Origin of the sequence: Vibrio sp. 1457 (assembly GCF_033340195.1) — a bacterium.
In the GTDB taxonomy this organism is placed as follows: domain Bacteria; phylum Pseudomonadota; class Gammaproteobacteria; order Enterobacterales; family Vibrionaceae; genus Vibrio; species Vibrio alginolyticus.
Genome location: NZ_JAWOWA010000004.1, coordinates 302,816 through 315,954 on the forward strand (window position 1 = coordinate 302,816; position 13,139 = coordinate 315,954).

Annotated in this window: 14 protein-coding genes; 12 read left to right on the plus strand and 2 right to left on the minus strand. The window is 44.6% G+C overall.

Going from position 1 to position 13,139, the window contains the following annotated elements:
- Positions 1-27 precede the first annotated feature (27 nt).
- The 9 genes from R7Z41_RS06615 (at position 28) to R7Z41_RS06655 (ending at position 8,969) form a co-directional block, all read left to right on the plus strand.
- Positions 28-912, plus strand: coding sequence for a D-hexose-6-phosphate mutarotase (locus R7Z41_RS06615; RefSeq protein WP_005384929.1), 885 nt, complete (start codon positions 28-30; stop codon positions 910-912).
- Positions 913-1,109: 197 nt separating this feature from the next.
- A complete protein-coding gene (locus R7Z41_RS06620) occupies positions 1,110-3,146 on the plus strand; it encodes a methyl-accepting chemotaxis protein (RefSeq protein ID WP_033907353.1) in 2,037 nt (678 codons plus the stop codon).
- Between the two features lie 96 nt (positions 3,147-3,242).
- On the plus strand, positions 3,243-4,070 hold the full coding sequence (gene rlmA / locus R7Z41_RS06625; RefSeq protein WP_033907354.1) for a 23S rRNA (guanine(745)-N(1))-methyltransferase: 828 nt from the start codon (positions 3,243-3,245) through the stop codon (positions 4,068-4,070).
- Between the two features lie 98 nt (positions 4,071-4,168).
- Positions 4,169-5,116: a ChaN family lipoprotein gene (locus R7Z41_RS06630; RefSeq protein ID WP_064376892.1), complete on the plus strand. Its 948-nt coding sequence runs from the start codon at positions 4,169-4,171 to the stop codon at positions 5,114-5,116.
- 255 nt (positions 5,117-5,371) lie between these two features.
- Complete coding sequence (locus tag R7Z41_RS06635) at positions 5,372-5,731, plus strand: hypothetical protein (RefSeq protein ID WP_005380688.1); 360 nt, start codon at positions 5,372-5,374, stop codon at positions 5,729-5,731.
- A gap of 386 nt (positions 5,732-6,117) precedes the next feature.
- Positions 6,118-7,695, plus strand: coding sequence for an alkaline phosphatase (locus R7Z41_RS06640; RefSeq protein WP_170893561.1), 1,578 nt, complete (start codon positions 6,118-6,120; stop codon positions 7,693-7,695).
- Positions 7,696-7,831: 136 nt separating this feature from the next.
- On the plus strand, positions 7,832-8,131 hold the full coding sequence (locus tag R7Z41_RS06645) for a ribbon-helix-helix domain-containing protein (RefSeq protein WP_005380686.1): 300 nt from the start codon (positions 7,832-7,834) through the stop codon (positions 8,129-8,131).
- 140 nt (positions 8,132-8,271) lie between these two features.
- On the plus strand, positions 8,272-8,667 hold the full coding sequence (locus R7Z41_RS06650) for a VOC family protein (RefSeq protein WP_005380685.1): 396 nt from the start codon (positions 8,272-8,274) through the stop codon (positions 8,665-8,667).
- A 17-nt stretch (positions 8,668-8,684) separates the two neighbouring features.
- Positions 8,685-8,969 (plus strand): putative quinol monooxygenase, encoded by a 285-nt coding sequence (locus R7Z41_RS06655; protein WP_042522508.1) that lies wholly within the window; start codon positions 8,685-8,687, stop codon positions 8,967-8,969.
- 69 nt (positions 8,970-9,038) lie between these two features.
- Here the strand turns inward: R7Z41_RS06655 and R7Z41_RS06660 are convergent, their stop codons facing one another.
- Entirely contained in the window at positions 9,039-10,718 is a 1,680-nt protein-coding gene (locus tag R7Z41_RS06660; protein ID WP_005380681.1) for a mechanosensitive ion channel family protein, read from the minus strand.
- A gap of 191 nt (positions 10,719-10,909) precedes the next feature.
- Positions 10,910-11,350, minus strand: a complete 441-nt coding sequence (locus R7Z41_RS06665) for a YcgN family cysteine cluster protein (RefSeq protein ID WP_005384948.1) — start codon at positions 11,348-11,350, stop codon at positions 10,910-10,912.
- 188 nt (positions 11,351-11,538) lie between these two features.
- Between R7Z41_RS06665 and R7Z41_RS06670 the strand changes: the two genes are divergently transcribed.
- The 3 genes from R7Z41_RS06670 to aqpZ all read left to right on the plus strand — a co-directional run bounded on the left by R7Z41_RS06670 (position 11,539) and on the right by aqpZ (position 13,101).
- Entirely contained in the window at positions 11,539-11,787 is a 249-nt protein-coding gene (locus R7Z41_RS06670) for a GlsB/YeaQ/YmgE family stress response membrane protein (RefSeq protein WP_005380625.1), read from the plus strand.
- A gap of 137 nt (positions 11,788-11,924) precedes the next feature.
- Positions 11,925-12,173, plus strand: a complete 249-nt coding sequence (locus R7Z41_RS06675; RefSeq protein ID WP_017820793.1) for a YkgJ family cysteine cluster protein — start codon at positions 11,925-11,927, stop codon at positions 12,171-12,173.
- Between the two features lie 229 nt (positions 12,174-12,402).
- Positions 12,403-13,101 carry an aquaporin Z gene (gene aqpZ, locus R7Z41_RS06680; protein ID WP_104975517.1) on the plus strand — a complete coding sequence of 233 codons (699 nt, stop codon included), beginning with the start codon at positions 12,403-12,405 and terminating at the stop codon, positions 13,099-13,101.
- The last annotated feature ends 38 nt before the right edge of the window (positions 13,102-13,139 follow it).

Sequence of the window (13,139 nt, forward strand, 5' to 3'; positions counted from 1 at the left end):
GCTCTCCCCAGCGATAGGAAACTATACATGGATTTAAAAACTCTCCCAGCCCTAACGGTGCTATCTGATAACGTCACTATCGTTGAAGTTGATCAGATAAAAATCATCCGCGTGATTCATGACAAAGCAACGGCAGGCATCTCGCTACACGGTGGTCATGTCGTGTCGTTCACGCCTGAAGGTCAAGAAGATCTGATCTGGATGAGCGAAAAAGCTGTCTTCGATGGTAAAGCTGCTCTTCGCGGTGGTATTCCGATTTGTTGGCCTTGGTTTGGGCGTATTGCTGCTCCAGCTCACGGCTTTGCCCGCACCGCAGAATGGGAGTTGGTTGAACATCGTGAGAACCATAACGGTGTGATTGTTGAACTTGCTCTGTTCCCGACAGAAGAAATCCACGATATTTGGCCCCATATGTTTGACGCTCGTTTGGTGATTGAAGTGGGCGATGAGCTAAAAGTGACGCTCAAAGTCATGAACATTGATGACGAGGCTTGGACCTTCTCTGGCGCATTACATACTTACCTAAACGTTGGAGACATTAAGCAAGCACAAACGACAGGCATGGGTGCCGAGTACATTGATAGCTTGAAAGCTGATGCGGTATGCCAAGGTGGTAATGTTCTACAACTAACTGACACCATTGATCGCGTTTACACGCAACCAGAAGCGAAAATTTTGGTAAAAGACCCGGTATTGGATCGTACGCTAAGCGTACACAACCAAGGCCACAACTCAGCAGTATTATGGAACCCTTGGGCAGAAGGTGCGCAAAGCATGGGTGACATGGCTGACGATGGTTATCAAACCATGTTGTGTGTGGAGTCTGCTGTTCATGCACCAAGTATTGAGCAAGGTCAAACGCTCCAACCAGGTGAGACACATGAACTTGTCACTGTCATTTCAGCGCAGTAAGAATCACCATATAAAGGCCGGGGATACCCGGCTTTTTTGTAATAAAAGCTCTGCTTAGATGGTCCTATCTTTACTAACTTATTGGTTACTGGTCACTTTTGACGGTTTCATTAATAAATATCAAAAAAATTGATCATATAAACCGATAGCATACCGATACAAAACTCATAAATAATAAAAATATCAGGAATTAGTCTATGTTAGAGAGATACCGAAATCAAAGTGTCGGATTCCAGTTGAAACTGGTGATCACTTTGTGTCTATTCATTGCTTTCAGCAGTATTGCAGCGCTTGTTTACCGCAACGCTTCCGATGTTCTATTGGAAAGCACACTGAAAGAACACCAATCTAAAGTAGAATCAATGGCAAAAACCATTGCTGGCCAATTCGATGCTTACCTGCACACCGCTAAAGTCCTCGAATCTACTTTTCGCAATGGCTACCTTGCCGGTGTCTATGTCGAAAATTACACGGTTGACTTCATGGGACATGAAGTACCAAACATCACTCAATACAGTGAAAGCTTAATTAATGACACCAAGTTGGTCGACAGTTTCACACGTGATACCGGCGCTATAGCAACGCTATTCGCACCATTGGGTGACGACTTTATTCGGGTGTCCACCTCCCTAAAAGATCCACAAGGTCAGCGAGCGGTCGGAACCACGCTAGGCATCAACCATCCTGGTTATCAGCAACTTAAAGCAGGACAACCGTATTACGCTCAAATTAAATTGTATGGCGAGCGCTACATTACCTACTATGCCCCAATCAAAGATGCGACAGGAAAGGTAGCAGGCCTATCGTTTATTGGCTTACCAGTAGACCAAGCGACACAAACCTTATTCGATGCACTCGAAGAGATAAAATGGGGCGACACTGGTTACACCATTATCGTTGATAACGACGAAAACAATCTTGGTAAATACCTACTTCATCCAGCAAAAAGCGGCTCAGATTCGTCAATACTAGAAGTCGCCGACTACAATGGTCACAAGCCTTTTGGCCAGATTTTCGAACAATCTAGTGGATTAATTCGCTACCCTTTCGAGTACCAAGGTAACGTAGGCGAAAAGTATCTTGTCTACACAGAGGTTCCAGGTTGGAACTGGAAACTGCTAGGCGGTACGTTTATCAAAGAAGTTACAAAAGGTAGCGACACGCTTCTCACACTCATTGCCATCATTTCTTCGGTAGCGGCAATCATTACTTTTGTTGTACTGACACTTTTCTTGAATCACAGCTTACAACCTCTCACGACTCTAAACTCATACATGACTCGCTTAGCCGGCGGCGAAGTCAGCTTGAGCATCCCAGCGTCTCGTAAAGCATCAAAGAATGAAATTACGAACCTGAGCTCGGGTGTCGCCAGTATGGCAAGTCAGCTCAATGAACTTGTCGGTAAGATCCGTTCAACAAGCGACTTAGTGGAGAGCAACTCCACCAGCGTTGCCAACGATGCACATAGCAATTTGACCCAAGCCGACCGACAACAACAAGAAGTCGAGCAAGTTGTGACAGCGATTGAAGAAATGGCCTCTTCCGCTCAATCTGTCGCACAACAAGTCGAAAGCATTGCGGAAAACGTACGCTCAGCAAATACCGATAGCCAGTCTGGTCTCGCGATTGTTGAAGGCGTATGTATCGACGTTGCTCAACTTAACGATCAATTGGATCAATCAGCAACGGCTATCGAGCAAGTAAATCGCGATAGCGAGAGTATTCAAACCGTCACTAAAATGATTGATGAAATTGCTGAGCAAACCAATTTACTTGCCTTGAATGCCGCCATTGAAGCAGCACGAGCAGGTGAACAAGGTCGTGGCTTCGCAGTTGTAGCAGATGAAGTGCGCACACTTGCGCACCGAACCCAAAGCTCAGTTCAGGATGTCGTGGAAATTATCGAGAAACTAAAAGGGTCGACTCATAATGCAGTTAATATGATGACAGACAGCCAACGCAGTGCAAACCAGGTCTTGGACAAAGCACAAGACGCGGGCACAGCATTAGAAGCCATCGCAGTACAAGTGCAGTCGATAGCCTCTCAAGCCGACGCCATTGCAGCGACTTCAGAAGAACAAGCTCAAGTTTCACAAGAAATTGCAGCAAATGCCCATTCTATCAGTGAACTTAACCGAGAAAGCCGCAACACGAGCGCAAAAACCTCGCAAAGTGCGATTGAACTTCAACAACAAGCACGAAACTTGAAAGAGCAAGTCGACTTCTTCCACTAATACTTAATAAGAGCCGACCCAGTCGGCTCTTTTTGTTTCACTTGATACCACGCTTTTTGATAGAATTTGCCGCCCTACTTTCTGTTCGAGATCGTCATGAACTATCAATGCCCTCTATGCCACCAAGCTCTAGCGTTAAATGAAAAAACGTTTAAGTGCGAAAACAATCATCAGTTTGACTTAGCAAAAGAAGGCTACGTTAACTTGATGCCAGCGCACCACAAACGTTCTAAAGATCCTGGTGACAACAAAGAGATGATGCAAGCTCGTCGTCGATTCCTCGAAGGAGATTACTACAACCCAATGCGCCAAGAAGTGGCGCAGCTGTGTGCAACATACACTGAGGGGAGCACCCATCAATTATTAGATATTGGTTGTGGTGAAGGTTACTACACAGATCAAGTACAAAAGACGATAGAAACACAAGCGAACCATGCCACGATTTATGGCTTAGACATTTCCAAAGTTGCCATTCGTTACGCGGCGAAGCGTTACACGCACTGCAACTTTAGTGTGGCTTCTAGTCACCGACTTCCCTTCGCAAATGAATCCTTAGATGCCATTTTGCGCATTTATGCCCCGTGTAAAGCTGAGGAGCTGCAGCGCGTTGTAAAAAACGACGGCGTTGTTGTCACGGTTACTCCTGCTAGCCGCCACTTATACCAACTGCGTGAGCGCATTTATCAAGAAGTTCGTCTTCACAATGAAGAACCAGAACATATTGAAGGGTTTGAATTAGAGCACCAGCAGCATCTTAACTATGTTATGGACTTGAAAAACGGAGCCGCAATCGATTTATTGCAAATGACGCCATTCGCATGGAAAGCAACCGATGCTCTTCGTGCAGAGTTGAAATCCGCTACACTTTTCCAATGTGAGGCTGATTTTATGTTGCGTGTATATCGCAAAAAAACACTCAATTAATAAGTCAAAAAAAACAACAAACGCAAATAGTTATCATTTATATTGATTCATTGCTCAGCCTCCATTAATATCATCCGGACATTTTTGGAGGCTTTTCAATGCGCTTTTCTACTTTGAGCTTGCTCTTTGCAGGCTTACTTACTGGTTGCTCTTCATATACGCACACCAACTCTCACGCAACCTCAGCGGAAGTCACTAGTTTTTACGACTATCAACTATACACCCCTTCTGGCGAGCACATCGCTCTAAGCAAACTGCCAATTGAGCTGCAACAAGCAGATGTCATTCTTATTGGTGAATGGCACACACACGCCGGCGTTCATCGCTTTCAAACCGATATGCTCAAACAACTTACGTCCTACGACCGCTCACTCGCGTTATCTATGGAACAATTTACCCGCGACAAACAACCTGTTGTTGACGCTTACCTACGTGGGGAGATCGGCGAACAGTACTTAATGAAACAAGCCAACGCTTGGCCCAATTATGAAAGCGACTATCGCCCTCTCGTGGAGTTTGCTAAGCAGAAAAATCTCCCGGTCATTGCAGCAAATGCCCCAAAGAGCATTGTCCGATGCATTGGTCGACAAGGGCTAGATTACATTAACAAGCTCGATGATGATCAGCGGATGTTCATTGCACAAGCCATCAACACTGGTAGTAGTCCGTACAAAGAAAAGTTCATGGCATCCATGCATCACGGTAAGCCAGAGCAGACGGAAAAACAGTTTGCAGCTCAAGTTACTTGGGATGAAACTATGGCGGAATCTATCGTTAGCTACCTAGACGACAACCCAGGCGCTCAGGTTGTCCATGTTGCAGGCAAGTTTCACACCGAGCAAGGGTTGGGTACGGCAGCATCAATCTTAAGCCGCAACTCGAGCTTAAAAGTGGTTGTAATTAGCCCAACAGATAACGTGCTTTCCGATAATACTGACTATCAGTTAGAGGTTCTCGCACCACCAGTACGGTATGTACAAGATGCTCACCGCATGGCGGCATATCAACATCTAACTAAACGCAATAACGATCTTCAATGTAAGTAGCTGGTCTTCAATTTAAGTTACTACCTAGCGTTGCGTTGCGTTGCATCATCACACCGCTCCGAGTTCATAGGGTGACAACGGTCTGCTTCCTGCTGGTCTATTTTTTGCTAATGATCACCAATAGAAACTAGAAGCGGCAAAAGCAGACCTGTTTTTATCCAAATAGCTTCAGAAATAAACTTTGCCGCCGATAAAAATATAACTGCTTTTTGCCCGCACTCAGTGACCGAGTGTCGATGTTCCAAGGAGTATTCGATGAATCCAGTAGGAAGCACTTCTGTTAATAGCTATGCCAAACAATCTGTCGCCTCTAAACAAGCAAGTATTGCACAAGAAGAAACTAGTGCTTCGCCTCTGAAAGTCGAACACAATAAGGTGACGCTTTCGACCGAGGGCAAAGCGCTACTTGCCGCTCTGCAACAAATCGAGCACGACAGCAAGAAAATAGAAGCAGAAGATAAATCTGTTGGTGAAAAGGTCGAATCTTTCACGCATGGTGCGCTTGGCATGGATCACCCTGATAAAATCGAGAAAGAAGAGGATGGCTCATATTCTGCGGGTCAATACCTGTCTGCGGCACTTACCGTTGGTGGCATCATATTGGCATTAGTCTGATAATCGTCACGACAACAAATCCTATTTGAACCAAACACTTACTGCAGCCCATAATTTAATAAGCCAAAGAACGATATGATGCAAACGTAAGTGAATTCGACCGCTCTTGTGGCCCGATAATACATGCTCGTTTATTGCTCCCTAAACTAGGTTTCTTGTGAAGGCACTGAATGGATAACTTTAGTCCATGCTTTCAACTCCTAAGCGTAATCCAAGCCCACGTTTGTGGGCTTTCTTCTTTCCAAACTAACGAACGTTAGAGAGCGACTCATTTTTTCTGCAAAACCAAACAAAAACGACAATTTGGTTAAACTTTTATTACCGACACAAAACCTTCATAAATCATTGCTTTAATGCCTGCGCTTTCAATAAACAAGGAAAATATAATGAAGCGCTTAGTATCTCCAATCGTTACGGCAGTGGCTGCATCTACCCTCTCTTTCAATGCACTCTCAGCTGAAATCAAAAACGTCATTTTGATGATCGGCGACGGCATGGGTCCTCAACAAGTTGGTTTACTCGAGACCTACGCAAAACACGCACCTAACTCGGTTTACAAAGGCGAAAGCACAGCGTTATACAAACTCGCTCAAGAAGGTGTGATTGGATCATCACTGACCAATCCAGAAGACGCAATTGTCGTCGACTCTGCGTGCTCAGCTACGATGCTAGCGACAGGAATCCCTACCGCTTCTGAAGTCATTGGCATTGATAGCCAAGGCAACCATGTCGAAACTATTTTAGAAAAAGCCAAAAGTAAAGGTAAAGCAACTGGGCTCGTCTCTGATACGCGTATGACCCACGCAACGCCAGCAGCATTTGCCGCTCATCAACCACATCGCTCCCTAGAAAACAGTATTGCGGCGGATATGCTCGAAACAGGCGTAGACGTGATGATGTCTGGTGGACTTCGTCATTGGATTCCAAAGTCGACAAACGACAAGGGAGAGACATACGAGCAGCTTGAAAAGCTCACTGAAGGAAATGTCTACCTAAAATCGAAACGCAAAGACGAACGCAACTTGCTTACTGAGGCGCAAGACCAAGGTTACAACCTGGCTTTCAGCCGCGATATGCTCACACAAGCTAAAGGTGAAAAATTACTTGGACTTTTTGCTTACTCGGGCATGAACGATGGTATTGCCTACAGTCAAAGCAAAAACGATCCAAAACGCACGCAGCCATCGCTGAAAGAAATGACCACCAAAGCAATCGACATTCTTTCAAAAGACAAAGACGGTTTTTTCTTGATGGTTGAAGGCGGCCAAATTGACTGGGCTGGCCACAGTAATGATGCAGGTACGATGCTGCATGAAATGCTTAAATTCGATGAAGCGGTAAACTCAGTTTATGAGTGGGCAAAAGGCCGTGATGACACCCTGATCATTGTTACTGCTGACCACGAAACCGGCTCTTTTGGCTTTAGCTACTCATCAGCAAACTTGCCTAAACCACAAAAACGCGACGGCGAAGCATTCAAAAATCAGGATTACGCGCCAAACTTCAACTTTGGTCAGTTCGAGATCCTCGATGGTTTATACAACCAAAAGAAAAGTTACTACGGCATGATCAGTGAATTCCAAGCGCTTGATAAGAAAGAGCAAACTCCAGAGAAGTTTGCGGAAGTCGTGAACGCAAATAGCGATTTTTCGATTACGCCTGAGCAAGCAGAACGCGTATTAGCAAGTAAACCAAATCCATACCGACTCGCTGGACACAAATACTTAAGCGAAGAGAACGTTCCGACAATCAATGACTTTGATGCTTTCTTTCCTTACAACGACCGTGGCAACTTGCTAGCGCGTGAGCATGCAACAAAGCAAAACACAGTATGGGGGACGGGTACTCATACGCATACTCCTGTCAACGTATTTGCTTGGGGACCTGCAGAAACTATCCTTCCGGTATCAAAAATCATGCACCACTCGCAACTAGGCGAGTACTTGAAGCAACAAATTAAATAATCAACTTGCACTTACTTCACAACTCGTGATGTTTCAACGCTCTCGCAAGGGAGCGTTTTTTTATGCATGAAAACAGTTGACGTTTTAAATCGTACACCACAATAATTATGGGTCTTTAATTATATGAATAAAGAAAATGTGCGAAATCTTTGCTAAGCAACCCCAAGACAACTATCAGTTCATCACCCGCTCTATCCGTATTGATGGTCACGCGACCAGTGTAAAACTTGAAGCGAGCTTTTGGACAATTCTTGAGGAAATCGCTAGTGCTCAAAACATGACGGTTCCTAAATTCATAAGCACTGTTTATCAAGAAGCACTCGAATACAATGGTAAAGTGAACAACTTTGCCTCCTTACTTCGATGCGCTTGCCTCACTTACGCCCGCCAACCTCAAGAGACCACTCGTCAAGCACTTGCGCAACTTAACAGTTAATAGCAACCAACCGAGCAATAACCATCCTAGGCTATGCATCCGTATTATAAACCCTTGAGCATCTTCTAATTTGTCGTACTAGAGTACTACCCAGACTCCTTTTGAAATCGCTAACCTGTGCGGACTATCAAGGAGTACCTATGACAAAAATGATTCACACCATGATCCGAGTAAGTGATCTGGACCGCTCTCTACAATTTTACTGTGACGTACTTGAACTAGAAGTCGCTGATCAATACATCTTTGATGGCTTTTCTCTAACCTATCTAGCCAACCAAGAAACTGGCTTTGAATTGGAACTGACGCACAATCACGACCAAAGTGAGCCCTACACTCACGGCTCAGGTTACGGCCACCTTGCCGTCAGCGTGGAGGACATTGAACAAGCCCACAAACGCATTAAATCTCTCGGCATTGAAACTGGTGACATCAAAGCCTTTGACCATCAACAAAAGCATTTAGCAACGTTCTTTTTTGTAACCGACCCTGATGGTTACAAAATTGAGTTCCTGCAACGCCAAGGGCGTTACCTATAACAAAAAGAGTAAACATTATGATTCACTTGACGGCTACCTTTCATGCACAACTGGGAAAAGAACAAGAGTTGAAAGAGGTACTTACCCGAGCGCTTGAACCTACTCGCAATGAAGAAGGTTGCGTTCGTTATCAATTGTTCCAAGATAAAGACAATACATGCCACTTCGTTTTTCAGGAGCAATTTAAAAACCAACAAGCATTTGAGCTTCATGGTAAAACAGAACACTTTGCTCTTTTGATTAGCCAGATCGACAACTTGTTAGAATGCGAGCCGAAACTGGTGTTCTTCGACGAACTGTAACTATAGCGCTAACCGAAGATCAAAAAAGGCACTCTATCTAGAGTGCCTTTCACTAGTTGGGACCTGTGATTAAGCGTCTTGCTTCTCCACCATATGCAAATGCACATCTTGTTGTGGGAAAGGAATCGAAATACCTTCTCGGTCGAAGCGTAGTTTCACCTCTTTTGTCACATCCCAGTATACATCCCAGTAATCATCCGTTTTTACCCAAGGACGCACAATAAAATCTACAGAAGACGTATTTAATGTATGAACTTTGATCATTGGCTCTGGAGTGCGAAGTACCGAAGGGTGAGAGGTAATGATATCAGACAATACTGACTCCGCTTTTAAGAGGTCATCCGCATAGCCAATGCCAAACACCATATCCACGCGGCGAATGCGTTCATGCGTGACGTTCTTAATAACATCTCCCCAGATTTTGCTGTTAGGCACAATAATAATTTGGTTATCAAACGTACGGATTGTGGTGTTCACCAAACTCATATGGCTTACCTTGCCATCCACACCGCCAGCATACACAAAATCACCAACATCAAATGGGCGATAAATAAGCAGCATCATACCCGCCGCGAAGTTGGATAACGTGTCTTGCAACGCGAAACCAATAATCACACCAGCAATACCGAAACCGGTTAGGATTGGCGCTAGGTTCAAACCAAGCTGAGATAAGCCCACCATGATACCGATCACCCACACGAATTTGCCGGACATCGAGATAAAGAAGTCCTGCATCAAGTGGGAAAGTTTTAAGTTTTTCGATGCAACTGCTTTACGGACGACTTTGCGAGTTAACTTAGCCAGTCCGCGAGCGATCAATAAAATCAGCGCAAAAACAAACAACTGGAAGATATGCTGCGGTGCATTCTCGGCAAACCAATCCAGTGCCGAGTTGGACCAGTGACTCAGTATTGACCACACAACTTTGGTATTCAGTAAATCATGGGTGATATTACCCGTCACTTCAAAAATTTGGCGTTTGTATTCAGACGTTTCTAAACCGACTTTATCACCAATTGAAATCAGGTTGCGTAAGCTTTCTGTCGCAATATTTAGCCTTTGTTTAGTAATGAGCTGACTAAGTTGCAACGACGCTTTTTCCGACTCTGGGCTAGACGAAAGTTGGGAGCCAATGATCTCACTTTGCTGACTCAAGTACTCAATTGAAGCAGACAGTAAGCGCATACGTTTATCAATTTTATCTTTTAGTTCCGCTTCTGCGCGCTCGTTTTGGGCCCCTAGCTCCTTCAACCAAGCGAGATTTTGCCAGCTCGAATCGAAGCTAACATCAAGATAACGCTGTAGCTCTCGATAATCATTAACAAGAGCAAGCTTCTCTTCATCCTTAGCCTTATTTAAATCCTCGACGACTTTCTTTATTTTTTCCGATAGATAGTTCGTCGCGTCCTCAGAGTATTGTTCTTGTTTTTTAACTAGCAAGATCAGCTTGTCGCGAGAGATAGTTTCACGTTCAATCGCTGACGCTAACTGGCTTCTTAATTCTTCATTCTTTTGGAATAGTTGCAGTTGAAGGGCATCACGCTCGTCGCCACTCGCTTGCGAGAGGCTTTGGGATAAATCCACAATCTCTCGGTTCAAGTTGTCAATCGAGATTTCGGCAGCAGAAGGCTCTTGGATATCGTCAGTAGCAGTCGCATGAACAGCCATTGGGGAGAACATAATGACGGCAAGTGCGAATAATGTCACCCAAGATGTCAGGCGCAGTTTCTGGGGGAAATGAAACGTCATGTTTACCTCATAGGAAACAATCCTGATCAAAACAATCAGGAATAGAAGTGTAAAGCGTTGAAATCATACTCCTAAGTTTACAACACTAAATAATAAACTGAGCAGCATTTCGTTAGCGAGACGTCAAAGTTGGGAGCCCCAATAGCAAAAAAGCCTTTCATTTAATCAATGAAAGGCTTGTTTGTATTCGACTAAGGACGGTTGGGATGATTTAAAATATGGTCTTCCCAATCCACCACATCAATCTCGTAAACGACTTTGTTACGGACACTTTCCCCTGCCGCATGCATTGCGGACTTAGAGCCTGTAATCAGCGGATGCCATTCTGGTAAAGGCTGCTTTTCAGCCAACAGACGGTAAGCGCACGTGTGTGGCAGCCAAGTAAAATCGTCGATGTCTTCTCGGGTCAGCTTGGTGCACTCTTCACCCGAAGTGAAACGGTTTGGGTAATCCTTACATGAACACGTTTTACTGTTCAGCCAGCTACAAGCCACATTGGTATAGTAGATTTCATCGGTATCTTCATCCATAAGCTTATGCAAACAACATTTGCCACAACCATCACAGAGAGATTCCCATTCCTCTTCTGTCATCTGCTCTAACGATTTACTTTGCCAAAATGGAGTGCTCATACTTCAGGTCTCACCAAGGGAATTTAGGGGGCGATTTATACTCTTCTCAACGCAAAAGTTCAAGTTTTGAGAAGATCTTGCATCCTTCCCACATAACGGTGGAGATATTCAACTACTTTCGTTTTACTGTTCTATCCTTAAACAAGTTTCCATTACTCAATTGATCAAGAAGGCATTAAGGAGTTTTCATGGGTATTATTTCTTGGATTATTTTGGGCTTAATCGCCGGCGCACTTGCTAAATGGCTCATGCCAGGAAAAGATGGGGGCGGTTGGATTGCAACAATGTTACTTGGTATTGCAGGGGCATTTGTAGGTGGCTTCCTTGGCGGCATTCTCGGTTTCGGCGGAGCCACTGGCGTCAACATTGGTAGTATCATTACCGCAACACTAGGCGCATTTATTCTGTTGTTTGTTTATAACCGTTTCTTAAAATAATCACGATGATTTAAAAGCAAAAAACCAAAAAGGGAGCGTAATGTTAAGCGCGCCCTTTTATTTTTTTCTTTCTTCACTCTTCCAATCCACGTCAAAATGACCATAATTGCCCCCTTAATTTTTAAGAGGTTTACATTATGGATTGTCGATTAGGATGTGGAGCGTGCTGTATTGCGCCAAGTATCTCTTCACCAATACCTGGAATGCCCAAGGGCAAACCTGCAGGTGTTCGTTGTGTGCAACTCAACGACGACAATTTGTGCAAGCTATTTGGTAAGCCTGAACGCCCTAAAGTCTGTCACGATTTTAAACCGTGTCCGATTGTATGCGGCAACACCAATCAAGAAGCACTCGACAACATCACTGAATTAGAACAATTGACGTAATGCGACTCTAGACCACACGTTTAAAGTTAGTACCTCGGTTGTTTCTCTCCGAGGCAGTAATCAAAGCAAACTCAAGATTTAGCACTTTCCCCCTCTGCTTTTTATCTCACCCTTGAGAACTCTTGCCACATAGCGTTCCATTTGCGGTTTTCGCGCGATCTCCCTCACAATTTATTGACAATTCTCGACTATGTTCAGCGGGTCATTTAATTAAAGATCAGGAAAGAACATGAATAAGTATTTGGCTGAGGCTTTTGGCACGTTCTGGCTAGTGTTAGGCGGCTGTGGTAGCGCGGTGTTGGCTGCGGGTTTCCCTGAAGTGGGTATTGGTCTGTTGGGCGTTTCTTTGGCATTCGGTTTAACCGTTCTGACGATGGCATTTGCTATCGGTCATATTTCAGGTTGTCACTTGAACCCTGCAGTGACAGTTGGCCTTTGGGCTGGCGGTCGTTTTGAGACAAAAGACGTTGCTCCCTACATCATCTCACAGGTTATCGGCGGGCTTATCGCAGGTGGTGTGCTTTACGTTATTGCATCTGGACAAGCAGGATTCGATGTTGTGGGTTCTGGCTTTGCCGCCAATGGTTATGGTGAACACTCTCCAGGCCAATACTCGATGATCGCTGCACTTGTGACTGAAGTTGTCATGACGATGATGTTCCTGATTGTCATTATGGGTGCAACAGACAAACGTGCGCCACAAGGCTTTGCACCTATCGCAATTGGCCTGTGTTTGACTCTCATTCACCTGATCAGCATTCCTGTCACCAATACGTCAGTAAACCCTGCTCGTAGCACGGCAGTCGCAGTATATGTGGGTGACTGGGCGGTTTCTCAGCTATGGCTGTTCTGGCTTGCTCCTATTGTGGGTGGCGTGCTTGGTGCGGTTATCTACAAAAACCTTCTTGGTAAAGAATCGAACGATTAATCGTTCCTAACTCCCAAAATCAAAAAAGCCGCTGAATT

What these genes read in the sequence shown, in the direction of transcription:
- R7Z41_RS06660 (WP_005380681.1), bottom strand. Translation starts at nt 10,718, where the DNA reads ATGACGTTTCATTTCCCCCAGAAACTGCGCCTGACATCTTGGGTGACA.
- rlmA (WP_033907354.1), top strand. Translation starts at nt 3,243, where the DNA reads ATGAACTATCAATGCCCTCTATGCCACCAAGCTCTAGCGTTAAATGAA.
- R7Z41_RS06670 (WP_005380625.1), top strand. Translation starts at nt 11,539, where the DNA reads ATGGGTATTATTTCTTGGATTATTTTGGGCTTAATCGCCGGCGCACTT.
- R7Z41_RS06615 (WP_005384929.1), top strand. Translation starts at nt 28, where the DNA reads ATGGATTTAAAAACTCTCCCAGCCCTAACGGTGCTATCTGATAACGTC.
- aqpZ (WP_104975517.1), top strand. Translation starts at nt 12,403, where the DNA reads ATGAATAAGTATTTGGCTGAGGCTTTTGGCACGTTCTGGCTAGTGTTA.
- R7Z41_RS06675 (WP_017820793.1), top strand. Translation starts at nt 11,925, where the DNA reads ATGGATTGTCGATTAGGATGTGGAGCGTGCTGTATTGCGCCAAGTATC.
- R7Z41_RS06655 (WP_042522508.1), top strand. Translation starts at nt 8,685, where the DNA reads ATGATTCACTTGACGGCTACCTTTCATGCACAACTGGGAAAAGAACAA.
- R7Z41_RS06665 (WP_005384948.1), bottom strand. Translation starts at nt 11,350, where the DNA reads ATGAGCACTCCATTTTGGCAAAGTAAATCGTTAGAGCAGATGACAGAA.
- R7Z41_RS06630 (WP_064376892.1), top strand. Translation starts at nt 4,169, where the DNA reads ATGCGCTTTTCTACTTTGAGCTTGCTCTTTGCAGGCTTACTTACTGGT.
- R7Z41_RS06620 (WP_033907353.1), top strand. Translation starts at nt 1,110, where the DNA reads ATGTTAGAGAGATACCGAAATCAAAGTGTCGGATTCCAGTTGAAACTG.
- R7Z41_RS06650 (WP_005380685.1), top strand. Translation starts at nt 8,272, where the DNA reads ATGACAAAAATGATTCACACCATGATCCGAGTAAGTGATCTGGACCGC.
- R7Z41_RS06645 (WP_005380686.1), top strand. Translation starts at nt 7,832, where the DNA reads ATGTGCGAAATCTTTGCTAAGCAACCCCAAGACAACTATCAGTTCATC.
- R7Z41_RS06635 (WP_005380688.1), top strand. Translation starts at nt 5,372, where the DNA reads ATGAATCCAGTAGGAAGCACTTCTGTTAATAGCTATGCCAAACAATCT.
- R7Z41_RS06640 (WP_170893561.1), top strand. Translation starts at nt 6,118, where the DNA reads ATGAAGCGCTTAGTATCTCCAATCGTTACGGCAGTGGCTGCATCTACC.